Raw genomic sequence first — 15,592 nt, 5'->3', positions numbered from 1 at the left:
GATCGCGTCACTCAGACCTAGAGTGATCGCGCCTGCAGAGCGTGACGCCTCAACCGGATCAGCCTCCAGGAGAACGAGATGAGCGACATGCACTTATCCGATGTAACCACCCTGCGCGAACGTGCGCGGCAGAACGTGCAGAACGGCGCCGTGACCGAGGGCTACAGCGCCGATCGACAGGAAGTCGTTCGCCTGCTCAACGAAGCGCTGGCCACCGAACTGGTGTGCGTGCTGCGCTACAAGCGCCACTACTTCATGGCCACCGGCCTCAAGGCCAGCGTGGCCGCCAGTGAGTTCCTCGAGCACGCGAACCAGGAAGCCGAGCACGCCGACAAACTCGCCGAACGAATCGTGCAACTGGGCGGAGAACCTGAGTTCAACCCCGACCTGTTGACCCGCAATTCCCATGCCCAGTACGTGGCCGGCAATACGCTCAAGGAAATGGTCTACGAAGACTTGGTGGCGGAACGGATCGCCATCGACAGCTATCGGGAAATCATCCAGTACATCGGCGAAAAAGACCCGACCACCCGGCGCATCTTCGAAGACATCCTGGCCCAGGAAGAAGAACACGCCGATGACATGGCCGACATCCTGGCCGATTTGTAAGAGCCTTTAGGGCCCCATCGCGAGCAAGCTCGCTCCCACATTTGGACCGCATTCTTTCAGACAGAATGCGGTCCCCTGTGGGAGCGAGCTTGCTCGCGATGAGGCCAGCCGCCTCACAGCACAATCTGGCTACCGGGTAGGCTTGACCGTCACCGGCGCCTTGCCAGCCTTCATCTGCTCCAGCAATGGCGCACACTGGTTCGGCTCGCCGCCGCTGGGGGCGACCAGCGCCAGCAACCCGGCCGCTGGCGCAGCGATCACACCCAGCGCCACCATCCCGGCACCGCGCAGAATCAGCGGTACAGCCTTGACGCCGGCGGCGGGCTTGGAGAACTTGCCTCGCACGTACAACGGCGAGCGCAGGGAAATCAGGCGCCAGCCCTTGGACTCGGGGGTAATGGTCAGGTCCAACTGCTCAGTGGCCATGTTCGCCGTGCCGTCGATGTAGATGATCGCGTTCTCGGTGTCGAACACGAACAGGCGGATGGTCGCCAGGCCGGTCTTGATGTCGAAGTCCGCCGCCGCGCAGTTGATCTTCACTTCCTTGTCACCAAAGATTTTCCCCACCACGTAGTTGCCGACATTCAGCCCCGCCAGCTCCATCAGCTCCCGACTGATGGCGCCGTCGTTGATGAGCATTTTCAGGGTGCCGTTGGAGGTACCCAGCAACGCCGCCACCGAATTGCCGCGTCCGGCAATATCGGCATCACCATTCAGTTCACCAAAACTGGTTTTCATCGGCTCGAAGCCGGGGAACAGTTGCTTGAGCTTGAAGCCCCGCGCGGTCAGCTTCGCCTGGCCTTCCAGGGGCTGGGTGTGCCCATTGAGGCGGATCTGCGCATCGAGGCGGCCACCGGCCACGCCGAAGCGCAGCGGTTCGAGGCTTAGCTGACCATCGTTGAGCACCAGGTGCGTGTAGAGGTCGGTGAACGGCAACTGCGCGCTGTGGACGATGCGTTTGCCAGTGAATTCCACATCGGCATCCATCACGCTCCAGCGCTCGGTACGAAACTCCTCCACGGGCAAGACCTTGTCGGTCGGCTGTTTGCTCGCGCCGCCACGGGCCTTTTGTTCGGCGTTGGAGTCAGCACCGATCAGTGGCGCCAGGTCGCTGAACAGCAGTTGATTGGAGACCAGCGCGCCGCTGAGTTTCGGCCGGGGCTGGCTGGCGACATAGGCCAGGTCGCCATGGATATCGCTGTCGCCGATCTTGCCGTTGAACGCTTCATAGCGAAACAACGCCCCGCTCGGCTCGTGAAGCTTGGCGATCAGGTGGCCGTCGGTGGCATAGGGCGGCGAATCCGGCAGGGTCACGCCGGTCAGGGGATAGAGATTGGCCAGGCTGGTGCCGGCCAGTTTCAAGCGCAGATCCAAAGCGCCGAGGTTCCTCGGGTCCGTGAGGGTGCCGGCCAGTTCGACGCGGGTATCGCCGATCTTCGCCTGGGCCTGAAGCGGAAAGGGTTGTGAGGCGTCCTGCAACGCCAGCAAGCCGCCGACCTTGCCGGAGCCGGTGAGGTTCTGCCCGTGATACTGCCCGTTGACCTTGAAGGCGAACGCATAGTCCTGGGGCCTCACGCCCTGGTCCTGGGCTTTCTTGGCGGCCTTGTCACCGACGATATCGCTGAACGGGATGGGTTTGCCCAGCGGGTCGATCAGCAGGTCGAGGCGAGTTTTCAGCGTCTGGTCGTCAAGGGTGACGTGACCCTTGTCGAAGCCGATGGCACCGATGTCCACCACCCAACTGGACGGCTCCGCGTCCGGGTCCTTCGGGTCGAACTGGAACGTCCAGTTGGCGCGTCCGTCGGCCAAGCGTTGCAGGTTGGCGTCGGGCTCGGTCAGGTCGATACGGGGAATGGCCACTCGCCGGACCAACAAGGCCAAGGGTGAAATGCGCAACTCAACACGCTTGAGCGTGACCATCTGTGGGGTTTTCGACCAGTCCGGGTTACCCAGGCTCAAGTCTTCGGCGACCACATGGGGCCACGGCACCCAAGCTCGCCAGCCCCCCTCCGCTGGCTCACGTTGCCAGATCACCGCCAGGTTACCGTTGATCGCGAACGGCCGGTGCAACTCCTCGGAAACCTTGGCGTTGAGTGGCGGCTTGATCCGGTTCCAATCGAAGAAGGCGATGATCAGCACCAGCACCGCCAGCAAAACAACAAGGCAGGCAAAGCTCCAGGCGAAGATTTTTGAGGTGCGCGTCATGCACAAGGCTCCTGATGACAATTCAGCGCCCGGACCGCGACGCCTTATAGAAACACAAGCCTGTAATCGGCTCGTTATGAAGAATAGGACTGACGCAACGGCCAACAGGTTTAACGCCACCGGCAATGACCGGCACAAAAAAACGAAAAATCCTGACCGATACGCCAAGTATGTGTTACCGCCCTCGCACGTTTGCGAAGCACTGCTGGGTACAAAATACCCACCACAGTGCAAAACAGCACCCCGGAGAGGCCCGTTCTAGAGCCCTCGCCCATAACAATCAATTCCGTTGATTATTACCATTGCGTTTATGAACTTTTATATCGACTTATCGAGAGTAGCATTGCCCTCGTACCCACTTTATCGCCCTCCCAAGGAGCAATGATCATGAAACGCCAATTACTGATGAGCCTTTCCCTTTCACTGCTGGCCTCTACTGCCTTCGCACTGCCAGCCTCCGAACAAGCCACCCCTCAGGTCAGGGACAGCCATTCGGTCTACAGCCAGACCGTTGCCGAAGGTGGAAATGATCGCCTGAAAGAAAAAGGCCTGGCTGAAGACGGTTCTGAGCGCACTCCACAAGGCCAGACCTTGGCTGAAGACGGTTCCGACCGCACCCCACAAGGCCAGACCTTGGCTGCTGACGGTTCCGACCGCACCCCACAAGGCCAGACCTTGGCTGCTGACGGTTCCGACCGCACCCCACAAGGCCAGACCTTGGCTGCTGACGGTTCCGACCGCACCCCACAAGGCCAGACCTTGGCTGCTGACGGTTCCGACCGCACCCCACAAGGCCAGATCCTTGCCGAAGGCGGTGGTGACCGCGTGATCGAACGCAACGGCACAGTGAGCTGAGCCCATGGTATCTCGGAAAAAAGCCCGATTCCCCCAATCGGGCTTTTAACTTTTCAAACGTCCCATTTTCCCGCCTGATCCCTCTCTACCGTTCGACGTCGGCAAAGCTGATTTGCTAGAGTGCGTCGCTCCCGTGAATCAGAAGTCAGCCTTGCGATGCTGCCCCGCGCCGAACAGAAACAACAGACCCGAAACGCCCTGATGGATGCAGCCCGGCATTTGATGGAGTGTGGCCGGGGGTTCGGCAGCCTGAGCCTGCGGGAAGTCGCCAGGACGGCGGGCATCGTGCCCACCGGGTTCTATCGGCACTTCGACGACATGGATCAACTGGGCCTGGCACTCGTCAGCGAAGTCGGCCAGACCTTCCGCGAAACCATTCGACTGGTGCGCCACAACGAATTCGTCATGGGCGGCATCATCGACGCGTCGGTGCGGATCTTCCTCGATGTGGTACAAGCCAACCGCTCGCAGTTCCTGTTCCTGGCCCGCGAACAATACGGCGGCTCACTGCCGGTGCGCCAAGCCATCGGACGACTGCGCGAAGGCATCAGCTCGGACTTGGCCGCCGACCTGGCACTCATGCCGAAACTGCAGCACCTGGACTTGGCCGGGTTGAGTGTGATGGCCGACCTCATCGTCAAAAGCGTGTTCGCCACCCTGCCGGACATCATCGATCCACCCGCCGAAGCCTTGCCCGAGCACCTCACTCCCCAAGTGAAAATCACCCAGCAGCTGCGGTTTATCTTCATTGGCCTCAAGCATTGGCAAGGGCTGGGTAGCACCGAATAATCCCCGAATGTACCCATTGTGGGAGCGAGCTTGCTCGCGATAGCGATTCATCAGTGGAGTTGATGCTGACTGACACTCCGCTATCGCGAGCAAGCTCGCTCCCACAAGTTTTTCTCAAGCCGCAAAACAGTGCACCGCTTTACGGCGCGCACCAAAATGGCGCGTGACGCGAGACGCCAGCAAACACCTTCCCCAGCAGCACCCCCTATTTCCTACATCCCCTTCGATTGGCAAGCCCCTTGCTCTAAACACAGCACTGTTCATTGCTGGAAGCACTCCGATGCTGGTGATTCACCGCAGAATCGACCTTCAACCCCGCTGGGACGCCGAGCTGCACCTGACCTTCGACGCCCGCAGCAAAAGCCGCCTGCGCTGTTTCAGTGCCGAGGGTGAAGACGTGGGGTTGTTTCTGGAGCGAGGCCAGCCGCCGCTGTACGACGGCGAATGCCTGCAGGCCGAAGACGGGCGCATCGTGCGTGTCTGTGCCCGCCCCGAACAATTGCTGCATGTCACCTGCGCCAACGCGTTCGAATTGACCCGCGCCGCCTATCACCTGGGCAATCGCCATGTTGCCCTGCAAGTGGGCGATGGCTGGTTGCGCCTGCTGGACGATTACGTGCTCAAGGCGATGCTCGAACAACTGGGCGCCAGCGCCGAGCCCATCGATGCCCCGTTCCAACCGGAACATGGCGCCTACGGCGGCGGCCATCATCACTCGCGGCACGGTGACGAAGATTTCAACTACGCGCCGCGCCTGCATCAGTTCGGCGTGCGCACATGAACCCGGCCTGGGCGCTGCTGCGCCTGGCCAGCCCGCAACTGCCGATTGGCGGCTACAGCTATTCACAGGGGCTGGAGATGACGGTGGATAACGGCCAGGTCAAGAATCCCGACGATGCGCGGCGCTGGATCAGCGATCAATTGCTGCTGAATCTGGCACGCTTCGAAGCGCCCCTGCTGCTGGCCCACTGCACCGCAGCCGCCGCCGACGATTGGGACGCCCTGCTGCGACATTGTGAAGAGCACCGCGCCAGCCGGGAGACCCGCGAGCTGTATCAGGAGAGCCGGCAGATGGGCTACTCGTTGCAGCAGTTGCTGGGTGGCCTGCCGGAACTGGACGCCGCCGCACGCGGGTTTCTCGAGCAACGCAGCGAGCCGCACCTGGCCCTGGGCTGGGCCCTGGCCGCCCGCGCCTGGCAGATCACGCCCCAGGACGCCCTCGCCGCCTGGCTATGGAGCTGGCTGGAAAACCAACTGGCGGTGCTGATGAAAACCCTGCCCCTGGGCCAGCAAGCCGCCCAACGCCTGACCAGCGAGCTCTTGCCGTTGCTGCAGCAGGCCCAGCACAACGCTTCGAACATCGACCCCGATCATTACGGCAGCGCCGCGTTTGGCCTGTCACTGGCGTGCATGGCCCATGAGCGCCAGTACAGCCGCCTGTTCCGTTCCTAGGAGACACACATGAATACACAACCTTTGCGCGTCGGTATTGGCGGCCCGGTGGGCTCCGGCAAAACCGCGTTGACGCTGGCCCTGTGCCTGGCCCTGCGTGATCGCTACAACCTGGCGGTGGTCACCAACGACATCTACACCCGCGAAGACGCCGACTTCCTGGTGCGCAACGAAGCCCTGGCGCCCGAGCGGATCATCGGCGTGGAAACCGGCGGCTGTCCGCACACGGCGATTCGCGAAGACGCCTCGATCAACCTCGAAGCGGTGGACCAACTGAACCGGCGCTTCCCGGGCCTGGACCTGATCCTGGTGGAATCGGGCGGCGACAACCTTTCGGCGACCTTCAGCCCGGAACTGTCGGACCTGACAATCTATGTCATCGACGTCTCGGCCGGTGACAAGCTGCCGCGCAAGGGCGGGCCCGGCATCTGTAAATCCGACCTGCTGGTGATCAACAAAATCGACCTGGCACCGCTGGTGGGCGCGTCCCTGGAAATGATGGACAGCGACACCCGGCGGATGCGCAACGACAAGCCCTTCGTGTTCAGCAACCAGAAAACCGGCCAGGGCCTGGACGCGATCATTGCGTTCATCGAGCGCCAGGGCCTGCTGATCGCTGCCTGATTTTTTCTGACTACAACAAGGAAGCTTATCCATGACATTCAAACGCATCCTCGGTGCCCTCGCCCTGCTGCTGACCCCGGCCATGGCCTTCGCCCACCCCGGCCATGGCGACAACGGCCTGATCGCCGGCCTCGGCCACCCCATTGGTGGGCTCGATCATTTGTTGGCGATGCTGGCGGTCGGCTTGTGGGCCGCGCAGCAGCAAGGCGCTGCGCGCTGGGCGCTGCCGTGCACCTTCGTCGGGACGATGCTGCTCGGCGGCTTGCTGGGCTTTGAAGGCCTGGACCTGCCGGCGCTGGAAAGCGGTATTGCCGCCTCGGTACTGGCCCTGGGCCTGGCCGTGGCACTGGCGGTGCGTCCACCGCTGGGCCTGGCGGTCGCCGCGACCGCCGTGTTTGCGCTGTTCCATGGCGTGGCCCATGGCTTGGAATTGCCGGACATGTCGAGTCCGTGGGCCTATGCGGCCGGGTTCGTCGCGGCCACAGCGGCGCTACATGGCGCAGGTTTCGCTCTGGTTCGCTTATTGCCTCGAGCGGCCGCGCCGTTGGTGCGGCTGGCTGGGGCGGCTTCGGCGGCGACTGGGGTTTGGTTGTTGGCAGGTTGATTTTCTAGCGCCTTCGAAGGCCCCTTCGCGAGCAAGCTCGCTCCCACATTCTATGGGTGTACGCCGCTCATGTGGGAGCGAGCTTGCTCGCGATGACGGACTTACAGGCGCCAGCGCTCTGAAGTCGGTCACTCTGCTACCATGTCGCGCAATCGCCCCCAGCCGTGACGACGTCCACCCATGCCTGATGCTTCCCGCCCCGCTCCCCAGCCTGAATTGACCGCCCTGTTCGCAACGGTGCGTCAGCATTTTCACGACGTGATCGTGCCAATGTGGCAAGGCCCGGGCTGGAATGCCGATTTGGCATTGCCTTATGAATCCCTGGACGCCGGGCATTCGCCGCTGCCACCCCAGCGCTATCGGGCCATGGCCTGTGCGCGGCAGTTGTATGTGTTCGCCAGCCTGATCGGCGAGGTGCCGCAGGCCGAGGAACGGGCCGGGGCACTGTTTCGCTCGCTGCAACGGCATTTCCACGACGCCGAACATGGCGGCTGGTTCTACAGCATCGACCCGCAAGGCGCGCCGCTGGACACCGGCAAGGATCTCTACACCCACGCCTTTATCCTGTTCGCCTGCGCCCACTACTGGGGCAAGGTCCGCGAGCCGCTGGTGGAATCGGTACTCAACGCCGCCCTGGAAGTCATCGCCCAGCGCTTTGCCAGCACCGATGGCCTCTACGAAGCCAGCCTCAAGCGCGATTGGTCAACGCGCGGATCCGGCCCCTTGCAAAACCCGCTGATGCACCTGGCCGAAGCCTTCCTCGCCACCCTTTCGGTTCGCGAAGACGCCAATGTCCGCCAAGCGTTGCTGAGCCTGTGCGATGGAATGTTCAAGCGCTTCATCGACCCCCAGCAGCGCGTCATGATGGAGAAACCGCTCAAGGCTGTGGATAACTGGTTCGAGCCGGGTCACCAGTTCGAATGGTATTTCCTGCTGGCTTCCTCGCCCCTGCTGCGCGACGGCAAGTTGCACGCGGCCCTGGAGCGCAGCTTCGGCTATACCGAGCAGCAAGGCGTGAACCCGCAGTCTGGCGCGGTGTGCGCCATGCTGGGCCTGGCGCCGCACGCGGTCGCGCGCGACGCGACCCAGCGCATCTGGGCCCAGGCAGAGTATTTGCGGGCACTGACCTTACGCCCGGGGAACGAGGGAGCCTTGCTGCGCCAGTTGCAGGCACTGCAGCAACACTTCCTGCATGCCCGAGGCTGGAATGAATGCCTGGACGCCAATGGCGCTGTCAGCCGCCTGGACATGCCTTCCACCACGCCGTACCACCTGCTGACCTGCTATCGCGGACTGGCCGATTATCTGGCCTAAAGCCCCTGTGGCGAGGGAGCTTGCTCCCGTTCGGCTGCGAAGCAGTCGTTAGCTTGGGGCCGCTACGCGACCCAGCGGGAGCAAGCTCCCTCGCCACAGGCGTCCACAATAACGTTAGCCGTCAAACCTTGTTGCGCTCGATGGCAAACCCGGCCCAGGTCTGGCTCACCGGCATCAGCTCCAGGCTGTTGATGTTGATGTGGGCCGGCGCGTTAAGCACCCAGAAGATGGTATCGGCAATGTCCTGCGGCTGGATCGGCTCGGCCCCGGCGTAGGTCGCGTTGTAGCGCTCCTGGTCGCCGCCGAAGCGCACCAGGGAGAATTCGCTTTCGCACAGGCCCGGCTCGATGTTGCTCACCCGCACCCCGGTACCTTGCAGGTCGCAACGCAGGTTGAGAGAGAATTGTTTGACGAACGCCTTGCTCGCGCCATACACGTGGCTGCCCGGGTACGGGTAATTACCGGCGATGGAGCCCAGGTTGATGATCCCGGCGCCACGGCCATGGGCGATCAGGCGCGGCAGCAGCAGGCGGGTGCTGTAGAGCAGGCCCTTGACGTTGGTGTCGACCATCGTGTCCCAATCATCGAGGTCACACTTGGGCGCCGGGTCCACGCCCAAGGCCAGTCCGGCGTTGTTGATCAACCCCCGCAACTTGGCGAACGACGGCGGCAGGTTGGCGATAGCCTCTTCCATGGCCTTGCGGTCACGTACGTCCAGCACCAGGCCATGGACCTCGGTCTGCTTCGACAGCTCGGCACACAAGGCATCGAGGCGCTCTTCACGACGACCGGTGAGCACCAACTTCCAGCCAGCCTCGGCGAAACGACGGGCACAGGCCTCACCAAAACCGGACGTCGCACCGGTGATAAACAGGGTGTTGGACATCATGTTCTCCTTGCTCTGGGCTTAAGGCAGCCATTGAATGGAAATCGGCCAACAGCATGCCCGGCCAGACACGCTACGGGCAAGGCTTGTAGAAACAAGCTTTGTATCCCGCGACTGCCCATAAAATAACCAACTACCGCCAGGCCTTGTCAGACAAGGCCCACAGCCGATTGCCCGCACCTTATCCACAGGCACATCCACAGTAAACGGGGGCAAGTGCAAACTCTGCAAGCCGCTGTGCGTAAGGCTTTGCGAGGTATTTGGAAAATTTTTTCCCTTGACCCCATGACGCAGGTTGTGCAGTTCAAGTTATCTGCTATAAGCCGCCGCTCATGGAACGATGGCTCCAAGCCAGCAACGACGGCCCTCAGCGCGGTCTTTCCAGAGTTTAGTCACAGACTTATCCACAGGCTTGCCCACCGATTCTCGGGCCCTTTCCAATGCTCATAAAAGTGTTGACAACCGTCACTCCAGCTTGACCAAAAACCCCTGATCAAAAAACGATCACCGGCCTGAAACCCCCGGTTTTAAAGGCCTTCAGCCAGCTACTCCCACGTTACCCACAGTCGGTTCCACAGCAAACGGGGACAAGTCAAAACTGTGACAAAACAACTATTTGCGGCGACTTTATGTCGCGGTTTCGTAAGGGCTCAGATTTGTTGTCCACAATTCTCCCAAGCGACCAAAGTCCCCTTGTGGGAGCGGGCTTGCTCGCGAATGCGGTGGATCAGCCGGCATCGTGTTGATTGACACACCGCATTCGCGAGCAAGCCCGCTCCCACAGGGAATGAGTGGTGAATTCAAGGGATAAAAAAACCGGCGATCACTCGCCGGTTCTTGTCACAGCAACAGCAGCCTCAATGCCCGCCCAGATACGCGTTGCGCACCTCTTCGTTGGCGAGCAACTCCTTGCCGGTGCCGGTCAGGCGGATTTCGCCGTTGACCATTACATAGGCCCGGTCCGACAACCTGAGGGCGTGGTTGGCGTTTTGCTCCACCAGGAAGATGGTCATGCCGGTGGACGCCAGTTCACGCAGGGTCGAGAAGATCTGTTTCACCACGATCGGCGCCAGCCCCAGGCTCGGTTCATCGAGCAGCAACAACTTCGGCCGGCTCATCAACGCCCGGGCGATGGCGAGCATTTGCTGCTCGCCGCCGGACATGGTCATGGCCCGCTGGTTACGCCGTTCCTTGAGCCGTGGGAACAGCTCGAACATGCGCTGCATGTCTTCACTGGCGTACTTGTCACCGATGGGAATGGTGCCCATCAGCAGGTTTTCCTCGACGGTCATGTCAGGGAAGACCCGCCGTCCTTCCGGCGACTGCGCGATGCCGTGGGACGCGATGTAGTGAGACGACTTTTGGGTAATGTCCACACCTTGGTAGATGATCTGCCCGCCCGCCGCACGCGGCTGGCCGAAAATCGACATCAGCAGCGTGGACTTGCCGGCACCGTTGGAGCCAATCAGGCTCACGGTTTCACCTTCCCCAATGTGCATCGAGACTTTTTTCAGGGCCTGGATCGGCCCATAAAACACGTCCAGTTCCTTGAGCTCGAGGATAGGTCCACTCATACCAGCTCCTCTTCATCGGCACCCAGGTAGGCCGCGATCACTTTCGGATCGTTGCGAATCGCCTCGGGACCGCCCTCGGCGATCACGTTGCCGTGGTCCAGCACCACGATGTGGTCGGAAATGCTCATTACCATGCCCATGTCGTGTTCGATCAGCACCACGGTCAGATCGTGCTCATCGCGCAGCAGCCGGATCATCGCGCTCAGCGCTTCGGTTTCCTGAGGGTTGAGGCCAGCGGCCGGTTCGTCGAGGCAGATGATCTGCGGGCGGGTGCACATGGCCCGGGCAATTTCCAGGCGCCGTTGCTGGCCGTAGGAAAGCTCCCCGGCGAGGCGGTTGGCGCAGTCCACCAGGTCCACCACTTCCAGCCAGTAGAAGGCATGGTCCAGCGCATCGCTTTCGGCCTTGCGGTAGCCCTTGGTATTGAGGATGCCCGCCAGCAGGCTGCGGTTAACCCACATATGCTGGGCCACCAGCAGGTTTTCCAGTACCGACATTTCCTTGAACAGGCGGATGTTCTGGAAGGTTCGCGCCAGGCCGGCACGGTTCACCAGGTGAGTGCCGCCGAACATCTTGTAGTACATCCGGCTGGCGAAGGATGCCGGTGACACAAAGTCAGTCGGGCGAAACGCTTCACCCAGCAGCTTGATGACGTTGGTCCGCTCACCGCGCACGTTGAGCTCGATCTTGCCGCCCGTGGCCTTGTAGAACCCGGTCAGGCAGTTGAACACCGTGGTCTTGCCCGCACCGTTGGGGCCGATCAGGGCGAAGATCGAGTTACGCTTGACCTGTAGGCTGACGTCGCTGAGGGCCTTGATCCCACCGAATTGCATCATCAGGTTTTCGACTGAGAGTACGACTTCGCTCATGGCGCTACTCCTTTACGCGGCGTCACACCGGTACGGCTGATGCGAATCAGGCCGCGAGGGCGCCAGATCATCATCAACACCATCAGTATGCCGAACAGCAGCACCCGGTATTCCGCGAAGCCGCGCAGCAATTCCGGCGCCACGGTCAGCACGAAAGCCGCAATCACCACGCCGATGGTCGAGCCCATGCCGCCCAGCACGACGATGGCGAGGATCAAGGCCGATTCGAAGAAGGTGAACGATGTCGGATTGACGAAGCCTTGGTAAGTGGCGAAGAACACACCGGCCAGGCCGGCCGTCGAGGCCCCGATGGTGAACGCCGAGAGCTTGACCAATACGTGGTTCAGGCCCATCGAGCGGCAGGCGATTTCATCTTCGCGCAAGGCTTCCCAGGCGCGACCGACCGGCATGCGGGTCAGGCGATGCTTGATGTACAGCACGGCCAGCACGACGAGGAACAACACCGTGTAGATGAAGTAGTACTTCACGTCCGGGTTGTAGGCGATGCCGAAAAACTCGTGGAAGGGTATGCCGCCGTCCTTCGCTCTTTTACCGAACTCGAGGCCGAAGAAGGTGGGCAACGGCGCCGCCATGCCATTCGGGCCGCCGGTCAGGGACAGCCAGTTATTGAGGACCAGCCGGATGATTTCACCAAAACCCAGGGTCACGATCGCCAGGTAGTCACCGTGCAGGCGCAGCACCGGGAAGCCGAGGATGCAGCCGGCCAACCCCGCCGTGATCGCGGCCAATGGCAGCACCGTCCAGAACCCCAGCCCCAGGTATTGATAACCGAGCGCCAGCCCATAGGCACCGATGGCGTAGAACGCTACGTAGCCCAGGTCGAGGAGGCCGGCCAGGCCGACCACGATGTTCAAGCCCAGGCCCAGCAGCACGTAGATCAGCCCGAGGATGACCACGCCCAGCAGGTACGAGTTGGAGAAAAACGGGAACACCACGGCAATGACGATCACCAGCGGGATGATCCAGCGCAGCCGGGTCTTGTAATCAGGCGGCAGTACGTGCACCCCGGAACCGGTGCTTTCGAAACCCTCGAGGATTTTCACGCCCTTGGGCGTTTGCAGGAACAGCCCCAGGGCAAAGCGACCAGCCATGACGATGGCGACAATCCACGCCACTCGGGTCGTTTCCAGATTGAAACCGTAGCCGTCGAGGACCACGCCAACAATCGGACCGAACACAATGAGGGCAACCAGACCGGCAAGAATCGCGTCAACCAGGCTTCTTTTGATATCAATGGTTTTTTTAGTGGTTGAAGACATCGCTTACACCTTCGACACAAGAGGACGGCCAAGCAGGCCTTGGGGCCGAAAGACCAGAACGAGAACGAGCAGCGAGAAGCTGAAGACGTCTTTGTAGTCCGAATTGACCAGGCCGGAGAACAGCGACTCGGAAATCCCGAGAATGATCCCGCCGAGCATCGCGCCAGGCAGCGAGCCGATCCCGCCGAGTACCGCGGCGGTGAACGCCTTGATGCCGATGATGAAGCCGGCATAGAAGTCGAACGTGCCGTAGTTCATGGTGATCAGCACGCCGGCCAGGGCCGCCATCGCTGCACCAATGATGAATACGTAGGAAATCACACGGTCGGTGTTGATCCCCAGGATCGAGGCCATCTTGCGGTCTTGCTGGGTCGCGCGGCACATGCGGCCGAGCTTGGTGTACTTGATGACGTAGGTCAGCAGGGCCATCCCGGCAAATGCAGCGACCAGGATGAAAACCTTGGTGTAGGTCAGTTGCACGAATCCGGTGCCGACGTCGACGCGCCAGGCTCCCGTCAGCAAGGTTGGAACCCCTTGTTGCTTCGCGCCCTGGGCGATCTGTGCATAGTTTTGCAGGATCAGCGAAATACCGATGGCGCTGATCAGCGGTGCCAGTCGGGTGGAGTTACGCAGGGGTTTGTAGGCGACACGCTCGATGACCCAGCCATACACCGCCGTGACGACGATCGTGAAGACCAGCGTGCCAAGCATCAGCAGAGGGAAGGATTCAATACCGAAGTATGCCAGCAGAGCCAGACTGATCGCCGCGAGGTACGCAGAGATCATGTAAACCTCGCCATGGGCGAAGTTGATCATGCCGATGATGCCATAGACCATTGTGTAGCCGATGGCGATCAGGCCATAGACCGACCCGAGGGTCAGGCCGTTGACCAGTTGCTGCAGGAAAATACCATCCATAACGCAATCTCACGCAGTGAGAACCTGCACACTCTTGAGTGTGCGGTTCTTCTAAGGAAAATACAGATTTACGTCGGAGCAATGTCAGTCAGAACACTACATCCCTTGTGGAAGCTGGCCTGCCAGCGATAGCGCACAGACATTCAACAAAAGATGTCGCCTGTCAGTCCGCCATCGCGAGCAAGCTCGCTCGCACATGGAATCGGGGGATCTAGCCGATCGCGTTTACTTCTGTTTTTCCAACTGGTGGTATTTGCCGTCCTTGTCCCACTCGTAGACCACGTAGTCGGAGACCTTCAGGTCGCCCTTGGCGTCCCACTCTTTCTTGCCCATCACCGTCTGGACCGAGTTGGCCTTCAGCCATTTGGCCGCTGCTTCGCCATCATTTTTCTTGGCGCCATTGAACGCAGCCGCGAGGGTCTGGACCGAAGCGTAGGCATACAGGGTGTAGCCTTCCGGCTCAGTGCCCTTGGCGCGGAACGCATCCACCACAGCCTTGCTGTCTGGCAGCAGGCGCGGGTCGGCGCCGAAGGTCATCAGCACGCCGTCGACAAATTGCGGGCCGCCAGCGGTGGTGACCAGCTCGTCGGTCACGATGCCGTCGTCGGACATGAACTTGACGTCCTTCAGGCCTTGCTCACGCAGTTGACGAACCAGGGGACCGGCTTCCGGGTGCAGACCACCGAAATAGACGACATCGGCGCCAACGCCACGAATCTTGGTGACAATGGTGCTGAAGTCTTTTTCACCACGGGTCAGGCCTTCGTACAGTACCGGCTTCACGCCACGCTTCTCGAGCTGGGCTTTGGTTGCATCCGCCAGGCCCTGGCCGTAGGTATCCTTGTCGTGCAGCACGACGACTTTTTTACCTTTGAGCACGTCGACGATGTAGTCGCCGGCAACGATGCCTTGCTGGTCGTCACGCCCGCACATACGGAACATGGCACTCAAGCCGCGCTCGGTCACAGTAGGGTTGGTAGAACCCGGAGTGATCGCAATGATGCCTGCTTCGTCGTAGATCTCGGAGGCCGGGATGGTCGACGAGGAGCAGAAGTGACCGACAACGCCCGCCACTTTCTGGTTGCTCAGGTCCTTGGCTACCGTAACGGCCTGTTTCGGTTCGCAGGCGTCGTCGCCCTTGACCAGCAGAATTTTTTCCCCGTTCACGCCGCCCTTGGCATTGATCTCGTCTGCCGCGGCTTGTGCACCCTTCATGTACTGTTCGCCAAATGCCGCGTTGGCGCCTGTCATGGGACCCGCTACGCCGATCTTGATGTCGGCCTGAGCAAACGCAGAAACACCCAACGCAGCAGCCACTGCGAGGGCCAGAAAGCCTTTCTTGTAAAACGTCTGGGACATGAGGTGGTGCTCCAAGGTTTTTTTTAGTTGGCACTGCGACTTCACTTTCACGCAGAAGCTAAGAGCAAGGGCCGTGCCATCGGTTTTTTATTCTGAAAAAAGTCGCTGCTTTATTGTTATTTCGACTGTTTCGGGCCCTTTTTCACAGGGCGTGCAACCGTCTAAACCGCGCAAGGTGCAACCATTTTGCAAAACAGGTACAACCTTCCATGAGCCATCATTGCAACCGTCGCGCGAAACGGCGTGCAACCATG

At 61.0% G+C, this 15,592-nt stretch carries 15 protein-coding genes; 8 read left to right on the top strand and 7 right to left on the bottom strand.

Annotated elements, in window-relative coordinates; translation table 11 throughout:
• The first annotated feature begins 78 nt into the window (after nt 1–78).
• Nucleotides 79–609: a ferritin-like domain-containing protein gene (locus tag CD58_RS02920; protein WP_025211584.1), complete on the top strand. Its 531-nt coding sequence runs from the start codon at nt 79–81 to the stop codon at nt 607–609.
• 129 nt (nt 610–738) lie between these two features.
• Here the strand turns inward: CD58_RS02920 and CD58_RS02915 are convergent, their stop codons facing one another.
• The gene (locus CD58_RS02915; protein ID WP_025211583.1) at nt 739–2,814 is read right to left on the bottom strand and encodes an AsmA family protein; all 2,076 of its coding nucleotides are present in this window, start codon (nt 2,812–2,814) and stop codon (nt 739–741) included.
• Nucleotides 2,815–3,201: 387 nt separating this feature from the next.
• Here CD58_RS02915 and CD58_RS02910 point away from each other — a divergent pair, with 387 nt between their 5' ends.
• From CD58_RS02910 to CD58_RS02880, 7 genes are all read left to right on the top strand, one after another.
• Complete coding sequence (locus tag CD58_RS02910) at nt 3,202–3,669, top strand: hypothetical protein (RefSeq protein ID WP_025211582.1); 468 nt, start codon at nt 3,202–3,204, stop codon at nt 3,667–3,669.
• Nucleotides 3,670–3,825: 156 nt separating this feature from the next.
• Nucleotides 3,826–4,458, top strand: coding sequence for a TetR family transcriptional regulator (locus CD58_RS02905; RefSeq protein WP_025211581.1), 633 nt, complete (start codon nt 3,826–3,828; stop codon nt 4,456–4,458).
• 280 nt (nt 4,459–4,738) lie between these two features.
• A complete protein-coding gene (ureE, locus tag CD58_RS02900; RefSeq protein ID WP_025211580.1) occupies nt 4,739–5,239 on the top strand; it encodes an urease accessory protein UreE in 501 nt (166 codons plus the stop codon).
• Entirely contained in the window at nt 5,236–5,910 is a 675-nt protein-coding gene (locus CD58_RS02895) for an urease accessory protein UreF (protein ID WP_025211579.1), read from the top strand. Before ureE ends, CD58_RS02895 begins: the two co-directional genes overlap by 4 nt.
• Before the next feature lie 9 nt (nt 5,911–5,919).
• Nucleotides 5,920–6,534: an urease accessory protein UreG gene (gene ureG, locus CD58_RS02890; protein ID WP_025211578.1), complete on the top strand. Its 615-nt coding sequence runs from the start codon at nt 5,920–5,922 to the stop codon at nt 6,532–6,534.
• Between the two features lie 31 nt (nt 6,535–6,565).
• Nucleotides 6,566–7,138, top strand: a complete 573-nt coding sequence (locus tag CD58_RS02885) for a HupE/UreJ family protein (RefSeq protein WP_025211577.1) — start codon at nt 6,566–6,568, stop codon at nt 7,136–7,138.
• A 180-nt stretch (nt 7,139–7,318) separates the two neighbouring features.
• Entirely contained in the window at nt 7,319–8,452 is a 1,134-nt protein-coding gene (locus CD58_RS02880; RefSeq protein WP_025211576.1) for an AGE family epimerase/isomerase, read from the top strand.
• A 121-nt stretch (nt 8,453–8,573) separates the two neighbouring features.
• Here CD58_RS02880 and CD58_RS02875 read toward each other — a convergent pair whose 3' ends face one another.
• The 6 genes from CD58_RS02875 to CD58_RS02850 form a co-directional block, all read right to left on the bottom strand.
• The gene (locus tag CD58_RS02875) at nt 8,574–9,338 is read right to left on the bottom strand and encodes an SDR family oxidoreductase (RefSeq protein WP_025211575.1); all 765 of its coding nucleotides are present in this window, start codon (nt 9,336–9,338) and stop codon (nt 8,574–8,576) included.
• 857 nt (nt 9,339–10,195) lie between these two features.
• The gene (locus tag CD58_RS02870; RefSeq protein ID WP_025211574.1) at nt 10,196–10,912 is read right to left on the bottom strand and encodes an ABC transporter ATP-binding protein; all 717 of its coding nucleotides are present in this window, start codon (nt 10,910–10,912) and stop codon (nt 10,196–10,198) included.
• The gene (locus CD58_RS02865) at nt 10,909–11,781 is read right to left on the bottom strand and encodes an ABC transporter ATP-binding protein (protein WP_025211573.1); all 873 of its coding nucleotides are present in this window, start codon (nt 11,779–11,781) and stop codon (nt 10,909–10,911) included. The genes CD58_RS02870 and CD58_RS02865 overlap by 4 nt, the downstream gene beginning before the upstream one ends.
• Nucleotides 11,778–13,061 (bottom strand): high-affinity branched-chain amino acid ABC transporter permease LivM, encoded by a 1,284-nt coding sequence (gene livM, locus CD58_RS02860; protein WP_025211572.1) that lies wholly within the window; start codon nt 13,059–13,061, stop codon nt 11,778–11,780. The genes CD58_RS02865 and livM overlap by 4 nt, the downstream gene beginning before the upstream one ends.
• A gap of 3 nt (nt 13,062–13,064) precedes the next feature.
• Nucleotides 13,065–13,979, bottom strand: a complete 915-nt coding sequence (locus tag CD58_RS02855) for an ABC transporter permease subunit (RefSeq protein WP_025211571.1) — start codon at nt 13,977–13,979, stop codon at nt 13,065–13,067.
• A 225-nt stretch (nt 13,980–14,204) separates the two neighbouring features.
• Nucleotides 14,205–15,338 carry a branched-chain amino acid ABC transporter substrate-binding protein gene (locus CD58_RS02850; protein ID WP_025211570.1) on the bottom strand — a complete coding sequence of 378 codons (1,134 nt, stop codon included), beginning with the start codon at nt 15,336–15,338 and terminating at the stop codon, nt 14,205–14,207.
• Between the last annotated feature and the right edge of the window lie 254 nt (nt 15,339–15,592).

This window comes from Pseudomonas brassicacearum (assembly GCF_000585995.1).
Classification (GTDB): Bacteria; Pseudomonadota; Gammaproteobacteria; order Pseudomonadales; family Pseudomonadaceae; genus Aquipseudomonas; species Aquipseudomonas brassicacearum_A.
Note: the sequence above shows the minus strand (reverse complement) of the source record. Positions and strands in the feature narration are given on the sequence as shown.

Bases quoted from the DNA above. Each gene is read 5' to 3' on its own strand.
- CD58_RS02880 (WP_025211576.1), top strand. From the start codon at position 7,319: ATGCCTGATGCTTCCCGCCCCGCTCCCCAGCCTGAATTGACCGCCCTG.
- ureG (WP_025211578.1), top strand. From the start codon at position 5,920: ATGAATACACAACCTTTGCGCGTCGGTATTGGCGGCCCGGTGGGCTCC.
- CD58_RS02885 (WP_025211577.1), top strand. From the start codon at position 6,566: ATGACATTCAAACGCATCCTCGGTGCCCTCGCCCTGCTGCTGACCCCG.
- CD58_RS02855 (WP_025211571.1), bottom strand. From the start codon at position 13,979: ATGGATGGTATTTTCCTGCAGCAACTGGTCAACGGCCTGACCCTCGGG.
- CD58_RS02850 (WP_025211570.1), bottom strand. From the start codon at position 15,338: ATGTCCCAGACGTTTTACAAGAAAGGCTTTCTGGCCCTCGCAGTGGCT.
- CD58_RS02910 (WP_025211582.1), top strand. From the start codon at position 3,202: ATGAAACGCCAATTACTGATGAGCCTTTCCCTTTCACTGCTGGCCTCT.
- ureE (WP_025211580.1), top strand. From the start codon at position 4,739: ATGCTGGTGATTCACCGCAGAATCGACCTTCAACCCCGCTGGGACGCC.
- CD58_RS02865 (WP_025211573.1), bottom strand. From the start codon at position 11,781: ATGAGCGAAGTCGTACTCTCAGTCGAAAACCTGATGATGCAATTCGGT.
- CD58_RS02915 (WP_025211583.1), bottom strand. From the start codon at position 2,814: ATGACGCGCACCTCAAAAATCTTCGCCTGGAGCTTTGCCTGCCTTGTT.
- CD58_RS02905 (WP_025211581.1), top strand. From the start codon at position 3,826: ATGCTGCCCCGCGCCGAACAGAAACAACAGACCCGAAACGCCCTGATG.
- CD58_RS02875 (WP_025211575.1), bottom strand. From the start codon at position 9,338: ATGTCCAACACCCTGTTTATCACCGGTGCGACGTCCGGTTTTGGTGAG.
- CD58_RS02920 (WP_025211584.1), top strand. From the start codon at position 79: ATGAGCGACATGCACTTATCCGATGTAACCACCCTGCGCGAACGTGCG.
- livM (WP_025211572.1), bottom strand. From the start codon at position 13,061: ATGTCTTCAACCACTAAAAAAACCATTGATATCAAAAGAAGCCTGGTT.
- CD58_RS02870 (WP_025211574.1), bottom strand. From the start codon at position 10,912: ATGAGTGGACCTATCCTCGAGCTCAAGGAACTGGACGTGTTTTATGGG.
- CD58_RS02895 (WP_025211579.1), top strand. From the start codon at position 5,236: ATGAACCCGGCCTGGGCGCTGCTGCGCCTGGCCAGCCCGCAACTGCCG.